Origin of the sequence: Pseudomonas sp. PIC25 (assembly GCF_002286785.1) — a bacterium.
Classification (GTDB): domain Bacteria; phylum Pseudomonadota; class Gammaproteobacteria; order Pseudomonadales; family Pseudomonadaceae; genus Pseudomonas_M.
On the sequence record NZ_MUJY01000051.1, the window covers coordinates 79,302 to 99,767 of the forward strand.

Here is a 20,466-nt window from a genome sequence, read left to right on the forward strand (position 1 = left end):
ATGGCTGAGAGCGACAGCGGCCAGGACCGCAGCGAAGAACCCACAGCGAAACGCCTGCGCGAGTCCCGGGAAAAAGGCCAGATCGCCCGTTCGCGGGAACTCAACACGCTGGCCGTCCTGCTCGGGGGGACGGGCGGTCTGCTCGCCACGGGCGGCAGCCTGGCCGATACCCTGATGCGGGTGATGAGCGCCAATTTCTCGTTGTCCCGTGACATTCTCATGGACGAGCGCAGCATGGCACTCTGGTTCCTCGCCTCGGGGGAGGCCGCCCTGCACGCACTGCTGCCGCTATTCATGACGTTGCTGATCGCGGCGATCGCCGGGCCGATCGCGCTGGGCGGCTGGCTGTTCTCCACCAAGGCCCTGGCACCGAAGTTCAGCCGGATGAATCCTTGGGAAGGGATCAAACGCATGTTTTCCGTCCGCGCCCTGGTCGAGCTGCTCAAGGCCCTGGCCAAGTTCGCGGTGGTTCTGATCGTGGCGCTGCTGGTGCTGTCGGCGGACCGCGACGATCTCCTGGCGATCGCCCACGAGCCGCTGGAACCGGCGATCCTGCACAGCGTCCAGGTGGTGGGCTGGAGCGCACTGTGGATGGCCTGCGGCTTGATTTTGATCGCTGCGGTGGATGTGCCGTTCCAGCTCTGGGACAACAAGCAGAAGCTGATGATGACCAAGCAGGAAGTCCGCGACGAGTACAAGGACGCAGAGGGCAAGCCCGAGGTCAAGGCGAAGATCCGCCAGTTGCAGCGCCAGGCCGCCGAGCGTCGCATGATGCAAGCGGTGCCGGAGGCAGACGTAGTGATCACCAACCCCACGCACTTCGCTGTCGCGTTGAAATACGACCCGGCCAAGGGGAACGCGCCGGTGCTGCTGGCCAAGGGCGGCGACTTCCTCGCCCTGAAAATTCGCGAAATCGCCCAGGAACACAAGGTGACGGTACTGGAATCGCCGGCCTTGGCGCGGGCGGTGTACTACTCCACCGAGCTGGACCAGGAAATCCCCGCGGGACTCTACCTGGCCGTGGCCCAGGTGCTGGCCTACGTCTACCAGATCAAGCAATACCGCGCCGGCAAGGGCAAACGCCCCGGCCCGCTGCCGGACTTGCCGATTCCGCCGGATTTACGGCGGGATGAGTGAGGTGGCGGGCCTGTGTGACGTACTTGCCGACGTTCCGCCCCCTCACCCTATGCCGGGCGCCCTCAACCCTCTCCCCAAAGGGGCGAGGGGCAGTCTGTGCGGGCTCCGAAGGTTCGGAAGTTGCTCTTCAGTCCCTCTCCCTCTGGGGAAAGGGTTAGGGTGAGGGGACGGAGGTCCGGGCTACACAGCAACTATCGGCCAGAATAAAACTGTAGTGGTCTAATCTGGCTTGCAGCTTTCCGCCGCTACTTGATGACTCCGCAGGCCACTCGAGCCCCACCGCCACCCAGGGGCATCGGGTGGTCGGCGTGGTTGTCGCCGCCAGCGTGCAGCATCAGGGCATGGCCCTTGATTTCGTCGAGGTTCTTCAGGCGCGGGGCGAGGACCGGCTGTTCGGCCTTGCCGTCGTTGGTAACGTAGAGCGCCGGCAGATCGCCCAAGTGGCCGTCGCCCCAGGGTTCGCCGTGCTTGCCGGTGTTGTTCGGGTCCCAGTGGCCGCCGGCGGCTTCCGCGGCGGACGGCTTGCCTTCCTTCGGCGCGGCGTCGCAGCTGGGGTTGGTGTGGATATGAAAGCCATGAATGCCGGGTTGCAGGCCTTGCAGGGACGGGCGGAATACCAGGCCATAGGGGGTCTGCTCGACGCTGACCGTACCGACCTTGTCGCCAACGCCATCGGCGCTCACCTGATTGACGGTGATGGACAGGGTCTCGGCATGCAGGCTCATGGCGGAGCAGGCGGCGAGCGCTGCGATCATCCATTGTTTCATGAGGTTTGAACTCCTTCGTCTGGGAAAGGGCGGGTCATGCGCGCCCGGTAAGTAAAGACTGCCGTTCTCGCGCGGGGTTCTCGGCCTCCACTGGGAACTGGGCTTCATACCTTCGGTCAGCCATGAAATAGCCCTCGGTTCAAAAACTTAAGCAAAGTGGAAAGCTTCTTGCACAAGGGGTGACGTGACGCATTCAGTGTCAAAAGTTTGAACGGGCAGGTGGGAGAAACGGGTGGATCGCACGCAACTGTTGACCAACATGCGCAGCAACCTCACAGGGCTGGGGCGCGGCAACCTGGGAGTGCCGATCCTGTTGCTGGTCATCCTCGGCATGATGACCCTGCCGGTGCCGCCGTTCCTGCTGGACGTGCTGTTCACCTTCAACATCGCCCTGTCCATCGTGGTTCTGCTGGTCTGCGTGTACGCCATGCGCCCGCTGGACTTCGCCGTGTTCCCCACCATCCTGCTGGTCGCCACCCTGCTGCGCCTGGCGCTGAACGTCGCCTCCACCCGCGTCGTACTGCTCCACGGCCATGACGGCGGCGATGCCGCGGGCAAGGTGATCCAGGCCTTCGGCGAAGTGGTGATCGGCGGTAACTACGTGGTCGGCGTGGTGGTGTTCGCCATCCTGATGATCATTAACTTCGTGGTGGTCACCAAGGGCGCCGGACGTATCTCCGAGGTGAGCGCGCGTTTCACCCTGGACGCCATGCCGGGCAAGCAGATGGCCATCGACGCCGACCTCAACGCCGGCCTGATCGATCAGGTCGAGGCCAAGAAGCGTCGGTCCGAAGTGGCCCAGGAAGCCGATTTCTACGGTTCCATGGACGGTGCCAGCAAATTCGTCCGCGGCGACGCCGTCGCCGGCCTGCTGATTCTCTTCATCAACCTGCTCGGCGGTATTGCCATCGGCATGGCCCAGCATTCCATGGGCTTCGCCGATGCCGGCCAGGTCTATGCTCTGCTGACCATCGGTGACGGCCTGGTGGCGCAGATTCCCTCGCTGTTGCTGTCCACCGCCGCCGCCATCATGGTGACCCGTGTTTCCACCTCGGAAGACATGGGCCAGCAGGTCAACCGGCAGATGTTCGCCTCGCCCAAGGCGCTGGCGGTGTCCGCCGCGATCCTGATTGCCATGGGCCTGGTACCCGGCATGCCGCACGTGTCCTTCATCGGCCTCGGCCTGATGGCTGCCGGCGGCGCCTACTGGATCTGGCATCGCCAGAAGCAGGTGAAGGAGGAAGCGGCCAAGGAAGTCCAGCGCCAGCAGGAGCTGCTGCCGGCGCAGAAGGCCCAGGAGGTCAAGGAACTGGGCTGGGATGACGTGACCCCGGTGGACATGGTCGGCCTGGAGGTCGGTTACCGCCTGATTCCCCTGGTGGACCGCAACCAGGGCGGCCAATTGCTGGCGCGGATCAAGGGCGTTCGCAAGAAGCTCTCCCAGGAGATGGGCTTCCTGATGCCGTCGGTGCACATCCGCGACAATCTCGACCTGCTACCCAACGCCTACCGCCTGACCCTGATGGGCGTCAGCGTGGCCGAGGCGGAGGTCTATCCGGACCGCGAGCTGGCGATCAACCCCGGCCAGGTGTTCGGCACCCTCAGCGGCGTGGCCGCCAAGGACCCGGCGTTCGGCCTGGACGCCGTGTGGATCGACCCGAACCAGCGCGACCAGGCGCAATCGCTCGGCTACACCGTGGTCGATGCCAGCACCGTGGTAGCCACCCACCTCAACCAGATCCTGCACAAGCATGCCCACGAGCTGCTCGGCCACGAGGAAGTCCAGCAACTGATGCAACTGCTGGCCAAGAGTTCGCCGAAGCTGGCCGAGGAGCTGGTGCCGGGGATGGTCTCGCTGTCCACGCTGCTCAAGGTGCTGCAGACGCTGCTGCAGGAACAGGTGCCGGTGCGCGACATGCGCAGCATCGCCGAAGCCCTCGCGAACGTGGCGCCGAAGAGTCAAGATCCCGCCGCCATGGTGGCGGCGGTACGGGTCGCGCTGTCCCGCTCGATCGTGCAAAGCATTGTGGGACTAGAGCCGCAGCTGCCTGTGATCACCCTCGAGCCCAGGTTGGAACAGATATTGCTCAATAGTCTGCAGAAGGCCGGTCAGGGCTCCGAGGATGGCATCCTCCTCGAACCCGGCATGGCCGAGAAGCTGCAGCGTTCTCTGGTGGAAGCCGCGCAGCGCCAGGAAATGCTCGGCAAGCCAGCGATCCTGCTGGTGGCCGGTCCGATCCGGGCGATGCTCTCGCGGTTCGCTCGAATGGCAGTGCCCAACATGCATGTGTTGGCCTACCAGGAAATCCCGGATAACAAGCAGGTCACTATCGTCGCCACCGTGGGTCAGAACGGTTGAGGTCCCAAACCATGCAAGTCAAACGCTTTTTCGCCGCCGATATGCGCCAAGCCATGAAGCTGGTTCGCGATGAACTCGGTGCGGACGCGGCCATCATCGGCAATCGCCGGGTTGCTGGCGGCGTCGAGCTGACCGCTGCGCTGGACTACCAACTGCCGCCCGAGCCGGCCCGCCAGCCGAATCCGGCGCTGGAGGCCGAGCTGCGCAAGACCCAGGCGAAGATCGCTTCGGCGCATGCCGAACTGACCACCCGCGCGCAGAGCGATGCCGGCAAGGACCGTCAATTGCTCGGCGTCCAGCCGGAGGCTAAGGCCGACCCGTTGGCTGCCGCGCTGCGCCAGAAACCCGTCGCACCGGCGCCGGCGGCCGCTCCGGCCGACAACCGCGCCCTGGAAGCCATGCGCTCCGAGCTGAACGGCCTGCGCGAACTGATCGAAGTGCAGCTCGGCTCCATCGCCTGGGGGCAGTTGCAGAACCGCCGTCCGCAACAGGCCAGCCTGTGGCGCCGCCTGCAGCGCATGGGCCTGCCGGCCGAGCTGTCCCGCGTCCTGCTGGAGAAAGTGTCCTCGGTACAGGAGCCGCGCCAGGCCTGGCGCATGTTGCTGGCGCACCTGTCGCATGCGATTAAGACCCCGCAGGTCGAGCCGCTGGAAGAGGGCGGCGTGATCGCCCTGGTCGGTCCGGCCGGCATGGGCAAGACCACCACCCTGGCCAAGATGGCGGCGCGCTATGTGCTGAAGTACGGCGCGCAGAATATCGCCCTGGTCAGCATGGACAGCTACCGCATCGGCGCCCAGGAGCAACTGAAGACCCTCGGCCGCATCCTCAATGTGTCGGTGACCATGGTCGATCCCGGCCAGTCGTTGACCCAAGCCCTGGCGCCGCTGGCACGCAAGCGCGTGGTGCTGATCGATACTGCTGGTCTGCCGGCCAGCGACCCGGCCCTGCGCATGCAACTGGAAAGCCTGGCCGGACGCGGTGTCAAAGCCCGTAACTATCTGGTGCTGGCGGCAACCAGCCAGAGCCAGGTGCTGAAGTCGGCCTACCATAGCTATAAGCGCTGTGGTCTGGCGGGCTGCATTCTGACCAAGCTGGACGAGGCGGGCAGCCTCGGCGAAGTTTTGGGGCTGGCTATAGGCCAGTATCTCCCGGTAGCCTATCTGGCGGACGGGCCGCGTATCCCGGATGATCTGCACGTGCCGCGCAGTCATCAGCTGGTCAGCCGCGCCGTCAGCCTGCAAGCACCGGAAGACCCGAGCGAAGAGGCCATGGCCGACATGTTCGCCGGCCTCTATCAGAATCCGGCGCGCCGTGCCGGGTAGGAATCGTCCAGGATCGCCGCTGGAACCGCGGCGGTCCGGCACAAGGATCGGCCATGAACCGCTCAGGACGAGCCGAGCGGAGCCATTCGTGGCCCCGGAAGCAAGGGCCTGTCGCGACACGGGCCGCGTCGGAAAGCCGTCAGGAGACGGGTGACAGCGTCACGCAGCGACGCGTGCAACAGAGCAGCCAGCGCAACGCCACGGGCAGCGCGCAGTGGATCGTAGACAGGCTCCAAGACAAGGTATGTGAAGAACATGGGTAGTATGCATCCCGTACAGGTGATCGCGGTGACCGGCGGCAAGGGCGGCGTCGGCAAGACCAATGTGTCGGTGAATCTGTCCCTGGCCCTGGCCGACCTCGGTCGCCGGGTGATGCTGCTGGACGCCGACCTCGGGCTGGCCAACGTCGACGTGCTGCTTGGCCTCACCGCCAAGCGCACCCTGGCTGACGTCATCAATGGCGAATGCGACTTGCGCGACGTGCTGATCCAGGGGCCCGGCGGCATCCGCATCGTGCCCGCGTCGTCCGGCACCCAGGCCATGGTCCAGCTCTCGCCCATGCAGCATGCCGGCTTGATCCAGGCATTCAGCGACATCAGCGACAACCTCGACGTGCTGGTCATCGACACCGCAGCCGGCATCGGCGACGGCGTGGTGAGCTTCGTGCGCGCGGCGCAGGAGGTGATCGTGGTGGTCTGCGACGAGCCGACCTCCATCACCGACGCCTACGCGCTGATCAAACTGCTCAACCGCGATTACGGCATGAGCCGTTTCCGGGTGCTCGCCAATATGGCCCACAGCCCCCAGGAAGGCCGCAATCTCTTTGCTAAGCTCACCAAGGTGACTGACCGGTTCCTCGATGTAGCCCTGCAGTATGTGGGAGCGGTGCCTTACGACGAGTGCGTTCGCAAGGCCGTGCAGAAACAGCGAGCGGTCTATGAGGCATTCCCCCGCTCGAAGTGCGCACTGGCGTTCAAGGCGATAGCCCAGAAGGTCGACACCTGGCCGCTGCCGGCCAACCCGCGCGGCCATCTGGAGTTCTTCGTCGAACGCTTGGTGCAGCCAGCTGCAGACTCAACCGTATGACACCAGCCAGTGGACTTCGTATGTACAACAAGGCACAGGCGAAGGACTCGCAACATCAGTTGATCGAACGCTATGCGCCTCTGGTCAAGCGGATCGCCTACCACCTCCTGGCCCGCCTGCCGGCCAGCGTGCAGGTGGAGGACCTGATGCAGGCCGGGATGATCGGCCTGCTCGAGGCGGCGAAGAAATACGACTCCGGCAAGGGCGCGAGTTTCGAGACCTACGCCGGTATCCGCATCCGTGGCGCGATGCTCGACGAGGTACGCAAGGGCGACTGGGCACCGCGCTCGGTGCACCGCAATAGCCGCATGGTCAGCGACGCGATCCGGAAAATCGAAGCGAGAACCGGGCGCGACGCTAAAGATCACGAGGTTGCGGCCGAACTCCAATTGAGTCTCGAAGATTACTACGGCATCCTGAGCGACACTTTGGGCAGCCGTCTGTTCAGCTTCGACGATCTGTTGGAGGAAGGGGAGCACGGCGAGCTGCGCGAAGACAGCGACAGTACCCATCCCGAGCCCTCACGCGATCTGGAAGACGAACGTTTCCAGGCGGCGCTGGCCGACGCCATCGCCCACCTGCCGGAGCGCGAGCGTCTGGTATTGGCGTTGTATTACGACGAAGAATTGAATCTCAAGGAAATCGGCGAGGTGCTGGGGGTCAGCGAATCGCGGGTCAGCCAGCTGCACAGCCAGTGCGCCGCACGCCTGCGCGCGCGACTGGGCGAATGGCGGGCGCGCTGAACGGCGCCGATTTCACGATTGCACGCGGGGCCGGGTGCCGGGCCCGTTCAGGACTGTGGAGGTCGACTTGGACAAGAACATGAAAATCCTCATCGTGGATGACTTTTCGACGATGAGACGGATCATCAAGAACCTCCTGCGCGATCTGGGGTTCACCAACACCGCCGAGGCGGACGACGGCACCACCGCGCTGCCGATGCTGCAGAGCGGCAACTTCGACTTCCTGGTCACCGACTGGAACATGCCCGGCATGACCGGCATCGACCTGCTGCGCGCGGTGCGCGCCGACGAGCGCCTGAAGCACCTGCCGGTGCTGATGGTCACCGCCGAGGCCAAGCGCGATCAGATCATCGAGGCCGCGCAAGCCGGCGTAAACGGGTATGTGGTCAAGCCGTTCACGGCCCAGGTGCTGAAAGAGAAGATCGAAAAGATCTTCGAGCGTGTTAACGGCTGACGACAGCCGCGAGGGCCCTATGGATCACAAAGACTCCACACCGGGTGACTTCGAGTCGACCCTGAAAAATCATGCACGCGAATTGGTCGATAACCTGGAGCAGGGGCAGTTCGGCAAGGCTGTCCAGATCATCCAGGAACTGAGCCAGGCGCGCGACCACGGGCTCTATCAGGAAGTCGGCAAACTCACCCGCGAATTGCACAATGCCATCGTCAACTTCCAGATCGACCCCCGCGTACCGCACGCCACGGAGGTCTCGCAGATCGCCGATGCCACCGAGCGCCTCTCCTACGTGGTGCAGATGACCGAGCGCGCGGCCAACCGCACCATGGACCTGGTGGAAGAGTGCGCGCCGCTGGTCAATGACCTCAACGACGAAGCCAGGAGCCTCAGTGCCGATTGGGGGCGCTTCATGCGCCGGGAAATCGGCGCCGACGGATTCCGCGAGCTGGCCAAGCGCATCGAACTGTTCCTCGCCCGTAGCGAGCGCGACAGCGACAAGCTGTCCGGCCATCTCAACGACATCCTGCTGGCGCAGGACTACCAGGACCTCACCGGCCAAGTCATCAAGCGCGTCACCCAACTGGTCACCGAGGTGGAAAGCAACCTCGTCAAACTGGTGCTGATGGCCAGCCAGGTCGACCGTTTCGCCGGTATCCAGCACGATCACGAAACGCTGCGCGCCGAGCAGGCAAAACAAAAAGAACCTTCCAGGGGTGAAGGTCCGCAGATTCATGCCGATAAGCGTGATGACGTCGTATCCGGTCAGGACGATGTCGACGATCTGCTATCCAGCTTGGGATTCTAAGGACGCATCGCAGCGTCCACGCGGGTCGTCATCCACTGTGAACACGCCCTAGGGGAACACAACATGAGCTTCGACGCCGATGAAGAAATCCTCCAGGACTTCCTGGTAGAGGCCGGCGAGATTCTCGAGCAATTGTCCGAGCAGTTGGTTGAGCTGGAAAGCCGCCCCGACGACATGGCGCTGCTCAATGCCATTTTCCGTGGCTTCCATACGGTCAAGGGCGGCGCGGGCTTCCTCCAGCTGAACGAGCTGGTGGAGTGCTGCCACATTGCCGAGAACGTATTCGACATCTTGCGCAAGGGTGAGCGCCGCGTCGATGCGGAGCTGATGGACGTCGTCCTGCAAGCGCTGGATGCTGTCAACGAGATGTTCAGCCAGGTGCGCGACCGCACCGAACCGACGCCTGCATCGCCCGAGCTGCTGGCGGCCCTGGCCCGACTGGCCGAACCGGCCGGCGACGAGCCGGCCGCCGAAGCGCCCGCCGCGGCAGCCGAGCCCGAGCCGGAAGCATCCTCCGCCGATATCACCGACAGCGAATTCGAGCAATTGCTCGACGCCCTGGGCGAGCCGCAGGCCGAAGCCGCGCCCGCTGCCGCGGCGAGCGATGAAATCACCGACGACGAATTCGAGGCGCTGCTCGACCAGTTGCATGGCAAGGGCCAGTTCAATGCCGAGCCGCCCAAGGCGGAGGCCCCGGCGCCTGCCGCACCGGCGGCAGGCGGTGACGAGATCACCGACGACGAGTTCGAAGCGCTGCTCGACCAGCTTCACGGCAAGGGCAAGTTCGTTCCGCCGGCTGTTGAAGCCGAGCTGGAAAAACCGGCCGTCGCACCGTCTTCCAACGCCGCGCCGGCCGCAGGCGGCGACGAGATCAGCGACGACGAATTCGAAGCGCTGCTCGACCAGCTTCACGGTAAGGGCAAGTTCGTTCCGCCGGCCGCCGAGGCCGCGCCGGAGAAACCGGCTGCCGCAGCTAAGCCCGCTGCCCAGCCGGCTGCCGCGCCGAAACCGGCTGCCGCCAGCAAACCCGCGCCGGCCAAGCCGGCCGCCAAGCCCGCCGAGGCGGCCAAACCGGCGTCCGCCGCGCCGGCGCCTGCCGCTGGCGAGAAGGCCGCGGCCAGCGAAGCGGAAACCACGGTGCGGGTCGATACCGCGCGCCTGGACGAGATCATGAACATGGTCGGCGAGCTGGTGCTGGTGCGTAACCGCCTGGTGCGCCTGGGCCTGAACAGCGGCGACGAGGCCATGGCCAAGGCCGTGTCCAACCTCGACGTGGTCACCGCCGACCTGCAGACCGCGGTGATGAAGACCCGCATGCAGCCGATCAAGAAGGTCTTCGGCCGCTTCCCGCGCCTGGTTCGCGACCTGGCGCGCAACCTGAAGAAAGAAATCAACCTGGAGCTGGTGGGCGAAGAGACCGATCTCGACAAGAACCTGGTCGAGGCCCTGGCCGATCCCCTGGTGCACCTGGTGCGCAACGCCGTCGACCACGGCATCGAGTCGCCGGAAGAGCGCGAGGCCGCCGGCAAGCCGCGTACTGGCCGGGTCGTCTTGTCCGCCGAGCAGGAAGGCGATCACATCCTGCTGATGATCAGCGACGACGGCAAAGGGATGGACGCCAACATCCTGCGCGCCAAGGCCGTGGAAAAAGGCCTGCTGGACAAGGACGCGGCCGATCGCCTGACCGAGCTGGAGTGCTACAACCTGATCTTCGCCCCGGGCTTCTCGACCAAGACCGAGATTTCCGACGTATCCGGCCGCGGTGTCGGCATGGACGTGGTGAAGACCAAGATTTCCCAGCTCAACGGCACGGTGAACGTGTTCTCGCAGAAGGGGCAGGGCTCGCGGATCGTCATCAAGGTGCCGCTGACCCTGGCGATCATGCCGACCCTGATGGTGATGCTGGGCAACCAGGCGTTCGCCTTCCCGCTGGTCAACGTCAACGAAATCTTCCACCTCGACCTGTCGCGCACCAATGTGGTGGACGGCCAGGAAGTGGTGATCGTGCGCGACAAGGCGCTGCCGCTGTTCTACCTCAAGCGCTGGCTGGTGCGCGACGCCGCCCATGAAGAGCAGCGCGAGGGGCACGTGGTGATCCTCTCGGTAGGTACCCAGCGCATCGGCTTTGTCGTCGATCAACTGGTCGGCCAGGAAGAAGTGGTAATCAAGCCGCTGGGCAAGATGCTCCAGGGCACCCCTGGCATGTCCGGCGCCACCATTACCGGCGACGGCCGCATTGCCCTGATTCTCGACGTGCCGAGCATGCTCAAGCGCTACGCTCGCCGTATCTGATTGACTTGGTGGTCTGGTTCTGTCCAGCGCCTGTGAGGAGTGTTTATGCCAGTCAAGGTTCTGGTGGTGGACGATTCCGGCTTCTTCCGTCGCCGCGTCTCGGAAATCCTTTCCGCCGACCCGAATATCCAGGTGGTCGGCACGGCTACCAACGGCCGCGAGGCGATCGATCAGGCGCTGGCGCTGAAGCCGGACGTCATCACCATGGACTATGAGATGCCGATGATGGACGGCATCACTGCGGTTCGGCACATCATGCAGCGCTGCCCGACGCCGGTCCTGATGTTCTCCTCGCTGACCCACGAAGGTGCCCGCGTCACCCTGGATGCCCTGGACGCCGGCGCGGTGGACTACCTGCCGAAGAACTTCGAGGACATCTCGCGCAACCCGGAGAAGGTCAAGCAACTGCTCTGCGAGAAGGTCCACACCATCGCGCGCAGCAACCGCCGCTACAGCAGCTTCAGCCCGAGCCCGGCCGCCGCCAGCCCGACCAGCAGCGCTCCGGCGCGCCCGGCACCCGCCGCGCCGGCCCCGGCAGCGCCGACGGGAGGCTCGCCCGCCCCAAAGCGTAAGGCCTACAAGCTGGTGGCCATCGGTACCTCCACCGGCGGGCCGGTCGCCCTGCAGCGCGTGCTGACCCAGCTTCCGGGCAACTTCCCGGCACCCATCGTGCTGATCCAGCATATGCCGGCAGCTTTCACCAAGGCCTTCGCCGAGCGCCTGGACAAGCTCTGCCGGATCAGCGTCAAGGAGGCCGAGGACGGCGACATGCTGCGTCCTGGCCTGGCCCTGCTGGCGCCCGGCGGCAAGCAGATGATGGTCGACCCGCGCGGGGTGGTGAAAATCCTCCCCGGCGATGAGCGCCTCAACTACAAGCCCTGCGTCGACATCACCTTCGGTTCGGCGGCCAAGTCGTTCAACGACAAGGTTCTTGCCGTGGTGCTCACCGGGATGGGGGCCGACGGCCGCGAAGGCGCGCGCATGCTCAAGCAGAGCGGCAGCCAGGTATGGGCCCAGGACGAGGCGAGCTGCGTGATCTACGGCATGCCCATGGCCGTGGCCAAGGCCAACCTGGCCGACGCCATCTACGGCCTGGACGACATCGGCCGGCACCTGACCGAGGCCTGCCTGTGATGAGGGATAGCCGCTGATGGATATCCTCAGCCTCATCGGGGTCATCCTCGCCTTCGTCGCCATCATCGGCGGCAACTACCTGGAAGGCGGGCACGCCGCGGCCCTGCTCAACGGGCCGGCGGCGCTGATCGTGGTAGGCGGGACCCTGGGCGCGGCATTCCTGCAGACGCCCGTGAGCGTGTTCAAGCGGGCGTTGACGGTGCTGCGCTGGATCGTCTTCCCGCCGCGGATCGATCTGGCTGGCGGCATCGACCGGGTGGTTGGCTGGAGCATGACGGCGCGCAAGGAAGGGCTGCTCGGCCTGGAGCCGATCGCCGACGCCGAACCCGACCCCTACGCACGCAAGGGCCTGCAACTGCTGGTGGACGGCGCGGAGCCCGAGGCCATCCGCAGCATTCTCGAAGTCGATCTCTACACCCAGGAGGGCCGCGACATCCAGGCCGCCAAGGTGTTCGAGAGCATGGGCGGCTACGCCCCGACCATCGGTATCATCGGTGCGGTCATGGGCCTGATCCACGTGATGGGCAACCTGGCCGACCCCAGCCAGCTCGGCAACGGCATCGCCGTGGCCTTCGTCGCCACCATCTACGGCGTGGGCTTCGCCAACCTGCTGCTGCTGCCGGCCGGCAACAAGCTCAAGGCCGTGGCCCAGCGTCAGTCGCGCTACCGCGAAATGCTCCTGGAAGGCATCCTGTCGATCGCCGAAGGCGAGAACCCGCGCTCCATCGAACTGAAGCTGCAGGGCTTCATGGACTGAGGCTCGCACGAGCCTGGGGAGTGAAGCATGCCGCGCCGGCGCAACCACGAGGAGCACGAGAACCACGAACGTTGGCTGGTCTCCTATGCCGACTTCATCACCCTGCTGTTCGCCTTCTTCGTGGTGATGTATTCGATTTCCTCGATCAACGAGGGCAAGTACAAGATTCTTTCGGAGACCCTGGTCGGCGTGTTCAACCAGCCGGACCGCTCGATCAAGCCGATTCCGGTGGGCGAAGAGCGGCCGCGCACTACCGAGCCGGCACGCTCAGAGGTGGAAGAGAACGACCGTAGCGACATCGCCGTCGACGACCCCGGCGCCGATCCGTTGCAGGACATCGCCCAGAGCATGCGCGAGGCATTCGGCGACCTGATCCAGTCGGACCAGTTGACGGTGCGTGGCAACGAGCTGTGGGTGGAAATCGAGATGAACTCGGCGCTGCTGTTCCCCAGTGGCGATGCGATCCCGCACGATGCGGCCTTCGCCATCATCGAGAAGGTCGCCAAGATTCTGGCGCCCTACCAGAACCCGGTACACGTGGAAGGCTTCACGGATAACCAGCCGATTCGCACGCGCGAATATCCGACCAACTGGGAGCTGTCGGCGGCACGGGCAGCGAGTATCGTGCGGATGATGGCGAACGAAGGGGTCAACCCCGGACGAATGGCGGCGGTCGGCTATGGCGAATTCCAGCCGGTGGCGGACAACGCCACGCCGGAGGGGCGGGCGCGCAACCGGCGCGTGGTCCTGGTGATTTCGCGCAACCTGGACGTGCGCCGCAGCGTGAGCGGCGTGGGCAGCGCCAATGCCCGGCCGGACGATGCGCTGCGGCGGGCTGGCACGCAACCTGCACCGGCGCCAGCAGCGCAGGCACCCGAAGGCGGTGCCGTCAATTCCCCGTCGTCGGCCCCCTGAGGGGCGGGCGCACAGTTTCGGCGACAACGTCGGCCGGAAGGACGAGAAGCATGAGAGTCTGGGCAGTAGCCAATCAAAAAGGTGGCGTCGGCAAAACCACCACTTCCATCGCACTGGCGGGCCTGCTGGCCGACGCCGGCAAGCGCGTGGTGGTCGTCGACCTCGATCCGCACGGGTCCATGACCAGCTATTTCGGGCATGATCCCGACACCCTGGAGCACAGCGTCTTCGACCTGTTCCAGCATCAGGGCAACGTGCCCCAGGGCCTGCCGCGGGAACTGCTGCTGCCCACCAGCCATGAGCGCATCGCCCTGCTGCCGTCGAGCACCGCGCTGGCGACTCTGGAGCGCCAGTCGCCCGGACAGGCGGGCCTGGGCCTGGTGATTTCGAAGAGCCTGGCGCAGCTCTGGCAGGATTTCGACCACGCCATCATCGACAGCCCGCCGCTGCTCGGCGTGTTGATGGTCAACGCCCTGGCTGCCAGCCAGCAACTGGTGATCCCGGTGCAGACCGAGTTCCTCGCCGTGAAGGGACTGGAGCGGATGGTCAGTACCCTGGCGATGATCAACCGCTCGCGCAAGCAGGCGTTGCCCTACACCATCGTGCCGACCCTGTTCGACCGCCGCACCCAGGCGTCCCTGGGGACCTTGCGGGTGCTGCGCGACACCTACCCCGAGCACCTCTGGCCGGCCTACATTCCGATCGATACGCGCCTGCGCGATGCCAGCCGGGCCGGAGTCACGCCATCGCAGCACGACGACAAGAGCCGGGGCGTGCTGGCCTACCGCGCCTTGCTCAAGCACCTGCTCGGCCAGCAGACATCGGCACAGGTGGCCTGAGATGCTGGCCTATGCTGACAAGTGTCACTCAAGTCTGAGCCCTGTCCGGCCGATAGGCTGTTCAGGTCATATTCGCGGATTCGCCCCATGAGCCGTTCTGTCGCTACCGTTACCCGCCCCCAGCAGGCCTTGCAGTCCTATCTGGATGCCTTGCTGCAGGAGGCTTCCGTCGAACTGGCGGAAAGCGTCGACCTCGACGAGTTCGAGGCGGCCGTGCTCGAAGAGCAGGTGCGTGACGCCCGGCTGGTGCCTGCCGCCGCGCCTGTCGCTCCCGTCGCCCAGGCCGAGCCGGTGGCCCGGCCGGTGCTGGCCGAAGTGCGTCCGGCGGTGCTGCCTACCGTGCGCATGCCGGAGCCCGTCGTGGAGGCGCCGGTACCCACGCCGGCCGTGGTCGAGCCGCTGGCCGATGTCCATGTGCCGCCGAAGAGCGAACCGGCACCGTTGCGCCTCGACGAGCGTCCGGCCTGGGCCGACGAGCCGTTCGAATGCCTGCTGTTCGACGTCGCCGGGCTGACCCTCGCGGTGCCGCTGGTCTGCCTGGGATCGATCTATCCGCTGGCGGGCCAGGAGCTGACGCCGTTGTTCGGACAGCCGGACTGGTTCCTCGGCATACTGCCGTGCCAGGCGGGCAACCTGAAGGTGCTGGATACCGCACGCTGGGTGATGCCCGACCGCTACCGCGACGATTTCCGCGAAGGACTGCAATATGTGATTTCCGTGCAGGGCTACGAGTGGGGATTGGCTGTGCATCAGGTGAGCCGTTCGATCCGCCTCGACCCGAGCGAGATCAAATGGCGTACCCAGCGCAGCCAGCGGCCCTGGCTCGCCGGTACGGTGATCGAACACATGTGCGCGTTGCTCGATGTATCCGCGCTGGCGGAGCTGATCGCCAGTGGCGCGGTCAAGCGCATGAACGGCGGCAAGCCGCATTGACTTTCCAGGGGCACCGCCTGCGCGGTGCCCGAACACCGGACATGCCGCGGCGAGCGGCTCAAACGAGGTTGGCGATATGAAGAAAACGTCCGCACAAGGTTCCGAAGATCCGATTCTGCAATGGGTGACCTTCCGCCTGGACAACGAAACCTATGGCATCAACGTGATGCAGGTCCAGGAAGTGCTGCGCTACACCGAAATCGCGCCGGTGCCGGGTGCGCCGAGCTACGTGCTGGGGATCATCAACCTGCGCGGTAACGTGGTCACCGTGATCGATACCCGCCAGCGCTTCGGCCTGGCTCCGGCGCCGGTCACCGACAACACCCGCATCGTCATCATCGAGGCCGACAAGCAGGTGGTGGGCATCCTCGTCGACAGCGTCGCCGAAGTGGTTTACCTGCGTCAGTCGGAGATCGAAACCGCGCCGAACGTCGGCAACGAGGAATCGGCCAAGTTCATCCAGGGCGTCTGCAACAAGAACGGCGAGTTGCTGATCCTGGTCGAGCTGGACAAGATGATGAGCGAAGAGGAATGGTCCGAACTGGAGAGTATCTGAGTTGATCGAGATCGCGCTGGGGGCCCTGATCACCCTCTGCCTGCTGCTGACCGGCACCTGCCTGTGGCTGCTGACGAACCAGCGCGAGCATGCGCGCTGGCAGGTGGAGCGTGACGCCCGCGATGCCCTGCGCGACCAGCGCATCAAGGAACTGAGCAAGCGCCTGGATGCCTACCTCACCGGCAGCGTGCGCATGGGGGAAGAGCTGCAGGAGCTGCGCCGCATCGTCGCGCCGCTGCCGGACAAGCTGAACCAGATGGAACAGCGCGATCCTTCCAGCCTGTCCTTTACCCAGGCCGCTCGCCTGGTGGGGATGGGCGCCAGTGTCGAAGACTTGACCCAATCCTGTGGGCTGACCCAGGCGGAAGCCGAGCTGGTCAGTAAGCTGCATCAGGCGCAACGCCGCAAAAGCTGAGCCCGTTTGTCCCCGCGCCGGAACCCCCGGCCGTATACCCCCTCCAAGACTTTACTGCGGGATTCCGGCGCGTCCGCGTGCCTGCCCGCTGGTTTCCGTTGATTTCCGGGCCCTCCGTCCGGGAGGAGGGCTGTCATGCTGAGGACACTGCTGGTGTTGCTGGTCGCCTTGCCGCTCTACGGCCAGGCGCAAGAGGCCCCGCTGGAAGTGCAAGGCGCGGTCACGGTGAACGTGGAGCAGGCCAAGCGGCTTTATGACCTGGGAGCGGTCTTCATCGACGTGCGCCCGTCGCGGGAGTGGAGCTGGGGCCATGTGCATGGCGCGGTCCATCTGGATCTGGCCGAACGCTTTTCCGGTCTGGCGATGCCGCATTGGCCACGCGGGATACCGCTGGTGATCTACTGCGACAGCGAAGTCTGCCCCCGCGGCGCCCTGGCTGCCGCCCTGGCGGTGGAGTGGGGCTACGAGCAGGTGTTCTACTTCCGCGAGGGGTACTTCGCCTGGCAGCTCTACGACCTGCCGCAAGGCAAGGGGTTGGCCGGGGAAGTGGTGGCGTTCAGGCCGTAGGCGGAGTTCGCGATCTACTTCGCGGTATCCGGACCTTCCAGCAGAAGCGTGGACGGGGTGACATCCCGATCCTCGCCAAACCCCGCCGGCGCCTTGCCCTTGAGGTACCAGGCGAAGGCGATGATCTCGGCGATACAGCGGTAGAGCGCTTCGGGAATGGCCTCGCCCAGTTCCAGGCGAGCCAGCAGGCGCACCAGATCGGCGTTCTCGTAGATCGGCACTTCATGCTCGCGGGCGATGGCGAGGATGGCTTCGGCCAGTTCGTCGTCGCCCTTGGCGCTGAGCGTCGGGGCGTTCTGCCCGTCGTAGTTGAGGGCGATGGCCTGGCGGGGAGCTTGGCGTTTTTTCATGCGGTTTCGTCCACCCAGCGCTGTTCCAGTTGGGTGCGCGGTCCCTGGGGTGGGACGCCCTGGCGGCAGGCCAGCTCGCCGACCGTCAGCCCGGCCGCCACCAGCCGTTCGCGCAGGGTCTCCAATTCTTCGCCGATCAATTGCGCGGTGCCGACACGCTCCGCCCAGAGCTGGCTGGACAGGCTGCCACGCAGCAGTTGCGCCTGGACCTGCAACGGGCCGAGCGGGGCCAGGTCGAAGGCCAGCTCCACCTTCCACAGGGTTTCTTTTTGTTCCTTCTTCTCCGCCTTGGGTGAGTCCTCGCGTTGCAGCTTCACCTGCAGCGGCACCAGCTCCTGCTGGTTGCGCATTGGCAGCTCCAGTTGCCAAGTGGTCACCAGGGTGCCGTCCGGCATGGTCTGGGTCTGCGCCAGGCTGGACAATTGGTGTGTCTGTAGCCGGGAGATGGCAGCGGCTGCCAAGCGCAGCAGGGTTTCCAGGTCCGCTTCGCCTTCCATGGATTGCAGCAGTTTGGAGGGCAGCGGAAAACTCAGTGCCTGCTGGCGTGCATTGGGTTGGCCAAGCGCGCCCAGGGCATTGCGGACGAAGGCGGGTAGCGCCTGGGCCAGGGCACCGCTGGCATTGCTCACGGCCAGCGGCGAGCTGGCCGGCAGGTTCGGCAGCATCTGCGCCACCAGACGCAGCAGGTTGGCCTTGAGGTCCTGGGGCAGATTGCCCGTCTGGCCGTGCAGCAGCTTGGTCTCGAGGAACAGGCCGCTGTTCTCCATGGATTGGGCCAGTCCCTTGGGGTCGGTGAGTTGCCGGGCCTCGGGAAAGGCGGCAAGCAGCTTGTCGATACCGGCCTGCAATCCTTCGGGAAGTCCGGCCTTGCCGCTCATCCCCTGCAATCCCTTGAACAGCCCCTCCAGCGAACCCTGGCGATTCTGCTGGGCTGCCAGTTGCTGGCCCAGTTCCAGTTGGTCCAGGCGCCCGCTCAGCGGCAGGAAGTTCAGCGCCTGGCTGCCTTGCACCTGGGCGGTGAGCAGGCTGCCGACCGGCAGCGCCAGCGGCGTCTCCAGCGATAGCTTGCTGCCGGCCAGGGAGGTGTTGAGCAGGTTGACCACCACCCGGTAAACCGCCTGCTCGGCCTTGGCCTGGGCGATCTGCTGGCTGGCTACCACCTTGCCTTGCAGCAGGGTACCGACCGGCAGTTGCTCCAGGTCCAGCTGGGTGAGCGGTTTGTCGCCGCCGCCCTGCAGGGCGAGCAGCAGACGGGTATCGGAAAGGGCGGTGACGGCCAGGGCGGTGCCCTGGGCCAGCGGGCGGGGGCTACTGGCCTCCAGGGTGGTCTGGCGGCCGTTGTCCAGGGTCAGGCGGAGCAGTAGCTGGAAGCTCTGCGCCGACTCCTTCAGCGCCACCACCTCGGCCTTGGCGGTTTCCCCGGCGGCCAGCAGTCCTTCCAGCGGCTGCAACAGCTTCACCGCCATGTCGGCGGCACTGGCAGCCGCCCGCACGCTGGGCGTTGCGGAGGGGAGGGGGCGGGCGCCGCTGATCTCGTTCATCTGAGCCGTTTACAACCTGTCGAAAATGGCCGCTTCGGGCGTGAAGCATGCCATGTATAATGCCGCCCCGTCCGGGCCGGCCGTGCATTGCGCTTGCGTCAGTATAGCGGCCGGCCCTCCGCCTTCTTGAACGCCCGATGGGTAACCATGCCGTGACCAGCCCTCTTCTCGAAGCCGTGGCGCTCGCCTGCGAGCGGGACTGGCGCATGCTCTTCGAGCGACTGGAGTTTCGCCTTTCCGCGGGTGAGATGTTGCAGGTCTCCGGCCCCAATGGCAGCGGCAAGACCAGCCTGCTGCGCCTGCTTTCCGGCCTGATGCAGCCAACCGCCGGCGAAGTGCGCCTGAACGGCCGCCCCCTAGGCGACCAACGCGGCGAGCTGGCGCGCAACCTGCTGTGGATCGGCCATGCCGCGGGCATCAAGGGCCTGCTCACCGCCGAGGAAAACCTCACCTGGCTCTGCGCGCTGCACCAGCCGGCCGGTCGCGAGGCGATCTGGCAGGCGCTGGAGGCCGTTGGCCTGCGCGGTTTCGAGGACGTCCCCTGCCATACCCTGTCCGCCGGCCAGCAGCGCCGCGTCGCCCTGGCCCGGCTGTATCTCGATCCGCCGCCGCTGTGGATTCTCGACGAACCCTTCACCGCCCTCGACAAGCAGGGCGTGGCGCAATTGGAAAGCCACCTGGCCCGGCACTGCGAGCAGGGTGGGCTGGTGGTACTGACCACCCACCACACGCTGACGGAAAAGCCCGCCGGCTATCGCGACCTTGACCTGGGACAGCACCGCGCATGAGTAATGTCTTCACACTCTTGCTCGCCCGCGAGGCTCGGCTGCTCTGTCGCCGTCCGGCGGAGCTGGCCAATCCCCTGGTGTTTTTCGCTATCGTGATCGCATTGTTCCCCCTGGCGGTGGGGCCCGAGACGCAACTGTTGCAGACCCTCTCGCCGGGGCTGGTCTGGGTCGCCGCGCTGCTCGCCGTGCTGCTCTCGCTGGACGGCCTGTTCCGCAGCGATTTCGAGGATGGCTCCCTCGAACAGTGGGTCGTTTCGCCGCACCCCCTGCCGCTTCTGGTGCTGGCCAAGGTTTTGGCACACTGGCTGTTTTCCGGGCTGGCGCTGGTCCTGCTGGCCCCGTTGCTGGCACTGATGCTCGGGCTGCCGGCCCGCTGCCTGCCGGTGCTGCTGCTTTCGCTGCTGCTCGGCACGCCGGTGCTGAGCCTGCTCGGCGCGGTCGGCGCGGCGCTGACCGTCGGTCTCAAGCGCGGCGGCCTGCTGCTGGCGCTGCTGATTCTGCCGCTGTACATCCCGGTGCTGATCCTCGGCAGCGGGGCGCTACAGGCGGCCCTGCAAGGATTGCCGGCGGCCGGCCACCTGTTGTGGCTGGCCAGCCTGACCGCCCTGGCGGTCACCCTGACTCCGTTCGCGATCGCCGCCGGGCTGACCATCAGCGTGGGCGAGTGAGCGGGAGCGAGCCGAAGAGGCCGATGGGCTTCGCC

Annotated in this window: 21 protein-coding genes; 18 read left to right on the top strand and 3 right to left on the bottom strand. The window is 65.7% G+C overall.

Going from position 1 to position 20,466, the window contains the following annotated elements:
- Positions 1 to 1,137 (top strand): flagellar biosynthesis protein FlhB, encoded by a 1,137-nt coding sequence (flhB, locus tag BZL41_RS05675; protein WP_095598392.1) that lies wholly within the window; start codon positions 1 to 3, stop codon positions 1,135 to 1,137.
- Positions 1,138 to 1,382: 245 nt separating this feature from the next.
- Here the strand turns inward: flhB and sodC are convergent, their stop codons facing one another.
- Entirely contained in the window at positions 1,383 to 1,904 is a 522-nt protein-coding gene (gene sodC / locus BZL41_RS05680) for a superoxide dismutase family protein (protein WP_095598393.1), read from the bottom strand.
- Positions 1,905 to 2,136: 232 nt separating this feature from the next.
- On the opposite strand from sodC, the gene flhA reads away from it, so the two are divergent.
- The 15 genes from flhA to BZL41_RS05760 all read left to right on the top strand — a co-directional run bounded on the left by flhA (position 2,137) and on the right by BZL41_RS05760 (position 17,084).
- Positions 2,137 to 4,263: a flagellar biosynthesis protein FlhA gene (flhA, locus tag BZL41_RS05685; RefSeq protein ID WP_095598394.1), complete on the top strand. Its 2,127-nt coding sequence runs from the start codon at positions 2,137 to 2,139 to the stop codon at positions 4,261 to 4,263.
- An 11-nt stretch (positions 4,264 to 4,274) separates the two neighbouring features.
- Positions 4,275 to 5,585 (top strand): flagellar biosynthesis protein FlhF, encoded by a 1,311-nt coding sequence (gene flhF, locus BZL41_RS05690; protein ID WP_095598395.1) that lies wholly within the window; start codon positions 4,275 to 4,277, stop codon positions 5,583 to 5,585.
- Between the two features lie 246 nt (positions 5,586 to 5,831).
- The gene (fleN, locus tag BZL41_RS05700; RefSeq protein WP_174706134.1) at positions 5,832 to 6,671 is read left to right on the top strand and encodes a flagellar synthesis regulator FleN; all 840 of its coding nucleotides are present in this window, start codon (positions 5,832 to 5,834) and stop codon (positions 6,669 to 6,671) included.
- On the top strand, positions 6,668 to 7,414 hold the full coding sequence (gene fliA / locus BZL41_RS05705) for an RNA polymerase sigma factor FliA (protein ID WP_095598398.1): 747 nt from the start codon (positions 6,668 to 6,670) through the stop codon (positions 7,412 to 7,414). The genes fleN and fliA overlap by 4 nt, the downstream gene beginning before the upstream one ends.
- A gap of 79 nt (positions 7,415 to 7,493) precedes the next feature.
- Complete coding sequence (locus tag BZL41_RS05710) at positions 7,494 to 7,868, top strand: chemotaxis response regulator CheY (RefSeq protein WP_170837201.1); 375 nt, start codon at positions 7,494 to 7,496, stop codon at positions 7,866 to 7,868.
- A gap of 19 nt (positions 7,869 to 7,887) precedes the next feature.
- Positions 7,888 to 8,676, top strand: a complete 789-nt coding sequence (locus BZL41_RS05715) for a protein phosphatase CheZ (protein ID WP_095598399.1) — start codon at positions 7,888 to 7,890, stop codon at positions 8,674 to 8,676.
- Between the two features lie 63 nt (positions 8,677 to 8,739).
- Positions 8,740 to 10,968 carry a chemotaxis protein CheA gene (locus BZL41_RS05720; RefSeq protein WP_095598400.1) on the top strand — a complete coding sequence of 743 codons (2,229 nt, stop codon included), beginning with the start codon at positions 8,740 to 8,742 and terminating at the stop codon, positions 10,966 to 10,968.
- Positions 10,969 to 11,013: 45 nt separating this feature from the next.
- Positions 11,014 to 12,102: a chemotaxis response regulator protein-glutamate methylesterase gene (locus BZL41_RS05725; RefSeq protein ID WP_095598401.1), complete on the top strand. Its 1,089-nt coding sequence runs from the start codon at positions 11,014 to 11,016 to the stop codon at positions 12,100 to 12,102.
- A gap of 16 nt (positions 12,103 to 12,118) precedes the next feature.
- On the top strand, positions 12,119 to 12,859 hold the full coding sequence (locus BZL41_RS05730) for a flagellar motor protein (RefSeq protein WP_095598402.1): 741 nt from the start codon (positions 12,119 to 12,121) through the stop codon (positions 12,857 to 12,859).
- Between the two features lie 27 nt (positions 12,860 to 12,886).
- Positions 12,887 to 13,774 carry a flagellar motor protein MotD gene (gene motD, locus BZL41_RS05735; protein ID WP_095598403.1) on the top strand — a complete coding sequence of 296 codons (888 nt, stop codon included), beginning with the start codon at positions 12,887 to 12,889 and terminating at the stop codon, positions 13,772 to 13,774.
- Positions 13,775 to 13,824: 50 nt separating this feature from the next.
- On the top strand, positions 13,825 to 14,613 hold the full coding sequence (locus BZL41_RS05740; protein WP_095598404.1) for a ParA family protein: 789 nt from the start codon (positions 13,825 to 13,827) through the stop codon (positions 14,611 to 14,613).
- Positions 14,614 to 14,700: 87 nt separating this feature from the next.
- Positions 14,701 to 15,546 (top strand): CheW domain-containing protein, encoded by an 846-nt coding sequence (locus tag BZL41_RS05745; protein ID WP_095598405.1) that lies wholly within the window; start codon positions 14,701 to 14,703, stop codon positions 15,544 to 15,546.
- A gap of 76 nt (positions 15,547 to 15,622) precedes the next feature.
- Positions 15,623 to 16,102, top strand: coding sequence for a chemotaxis protein CheW (locus tag BZL41_RS05750; RefSeq protein WP_084336177.1), 480 nt, complete (start codon positions 15,623 to 15,625; stop codon positions 16,100 to 16,102).
- Between the two features lies 1 nt (position 16,103).
- Positions 16,104 to 16,517, top strand: coding sequence for a DUF2802 domain-containing protein (locus BZL41_RS05755; RefSeq protein ID WP_084336176.1), 414 nt, complete (start codon positions 16,104 to 16,106; stop codon positions 16,515 to 16,517).
- Between the two features lie 135 nt (positions 16,518 to 16,652).
- Positions 16,653 to 17,084 carry a rhodanese-like domain-containing protein gene (locus tag BZL41_RS05760; protein ID WP_095598406.1) on the top strand — a complete coding sequence of 144 codons (432 nt, stop codon included), beginning with the start codon at positions 16,653 to 16,655 and terminating at the stop codon, positions 17,082 to 17,084.
- Positions 17,085 to 17,098: 14 nt separating this feature from the next.
- Here BZL41_RS05760 and BZL41_RS05765 read toward each other — a convergent pair whose 3' ends face one another.
- Positions 17,099 to 17,434, bottom strand: coding sequence for an EscU/YscU/HrcU family type III secretion system export apparatus switch protein (locus BZL41_RS05765; RefSeq protein ID WP_095598407.1), 336 nt, complete (start codon positions 17,432 to 17,434; stop codon positions 17,099 to 17,101).
- Positions 17,431 to 18,975: a flagellar hook-length control protein FliK gene (locus tag BZL41_RS05770; protein WP_095598408.1), complete on the bottom strand. Its 1,545-nt coding sequence runs from the start codon at positions 18,973 to 18,975 to the stop codon at positions 17,431 to 17,433. The genes BZL41_RS05765 and BZL41_RS05770 overlap by 4 nt, the downstream gene beginning before the upstream one ends.
- Positions 18,976 to 19,112: 137 nt before the next feature.
- On the opposite strand from BZL41_RS05770, the gene ccmA reads away from it, so the two are divergent.
- Positions 19,113 to 19,763, top strand: a complete 651-nt coding sequence (ccmA, locus tag BZL41_RS05775; protein WP_095598409.1) for a cytochrome c biogenesis heme-transporting ATPase CcmA — start codon at positions 19,113 to 19,115, stop codon at positions 19,761 to 19,763.
- The gene (gene ccmB / locus BZL41_RS05780) at positions 19,760 to 20,431 is read left to right on the top strand and encodes a heme exporter protein CcmB (RefSeq protein ID WP_084336172.1); all 672 of its coding nucleotides are present in this window, start codon (positions 19,760 to 19,762) and stop codon (positions 20,429 to 20,431) included. The genes ccmA and ccmB overlap by 4 nt, the downstream gene beginning before the upstream one ends.
- The last annotated feature ends 35 nt before the right edge of the window (positions 20,432 to 20,466 follow it).

Bases quoted from the DNA above. Each gene is read 5' to 3' on its own strand.
- flhB (WP_095598392.1), top strand. From the start codon at position 1: ATGGCTGAGAGCGACAGCGGCCAGGACCGCAGCGAAGAACCCACAGCG.
- sodC (WP_095598393.1), bottom strand. From the start codon at position 1,904: ATGAAACAATGGATGATCGCAGCGCTCGCCGCCTGCTCCGCCATGAGC.
- flhF (WP_095598395.1), top strand. From the start codon at position 4,275: ATGCAAGTCAAACGCTTTTTCGCCGCCGATATGCGCCAAGCCATGAAG.
- fliA (WP_095598398.1), top strand. From the start codon at position 6,668: ATGACACCAGCCAGTGGACTTCGTATGTACAACAAGGCACAGGCGAAG.
- BZL41_RS05710 (WP_170837201.1), top strand. From the start codon at position 7,494: ATGAAAATCCTCATCGTGGATGACTTTTCGACGATGAGACGGATCATC.
- BZL41_RS05715 (WP_095598399.1), top strand. From the start codon at position 7,888: ATGGATCACAAAGACTCCACACCGGGTGACTTCGAGTCGACCCTGAAA.
- BZL41_RS05720 (WP_095598400.1), top strand. From the start codon at position 8,740: ATGAGCTTCGACGCCGATGAAGAAATCCTCCAGGACTTCCTGGTAGAG.
- BZL41_RS05725 (WP_095598401.1), top strand. From the start codon at position 11,014: ATGCCAGTCAAGGTTCTGGTGGTGGACGATTCCGGCTTCTTCCGTCGC.
- BZL41_RS05730 (WP_095598402.1), top strand. From the start codon at position 12,119: ATGGATATCCTCAGCCTCATCGGGGTCATCCTCGCCTTCGTCGCCATC.
- motD (WP_095598403.1), top strand. From the start codon at position 12,887: ATGCCGCGCCGGCGCAACCACGAGGAGCACGAGAACCACGAACGTTGG.
- BZL41_RS05740 (WP_095598404.1), top strand. From the start codon at position 13,825: ATGAGAGTCTGGGCAGTAGCCAATCAAAAAGGTGGCGTCGGCAAAACC.
- BZL41_RS05745 (WP_095598405.1), top strand. From the start codon at position 14,701: ATGAGCCGTTCTGTCGCTACCGTTACCCGCCCCCAGCAGGCCTTGCAG.
- BZL41_RS05750 (WP_084336177.1), top strand. From the start codon at position 15,623: ATGAAGAAAACGTCCGCACAAGGTTCCGAAGATCCGATTCTGCAATGG.
- BZL41_RS05760 (WP_095598406.1), top strand. From the start codon at position 16,653: ATGCTGAGGACACTGCTGGTGTTGCTGGTCGCCTTGCCGCTCTACGGC.
- BZL41_RS05765 (WP_095598407.1), bottom strand. From the start codon at position 17,434: ATGAAAAAACGCCAAGCTCCCCGCCAGGCCATCGCCCTCAACTACGAC.
- BZL41_RS05770 (WP_095598408.1), bottom strand. From the start codon at position 18,975: ATGAACGAGATCAGCGGCGCCCGCCCCCTCCCCTCCGCAACGCCCAGC.
- ccmA (WP_095598409.1), top strand. From the start codon at position 19,113: ATGGGTAACCATGCCGTGACCAGCCCTCTTCTCGAAGCCGTGGCGCTC.
- ccmB (WP_084336172.1), top strand. From the start codon at position 19,760: ATGAGTAATGTCTTCACACTCTTGCTCGCCCGCGAGGCTCGGCTGCTC.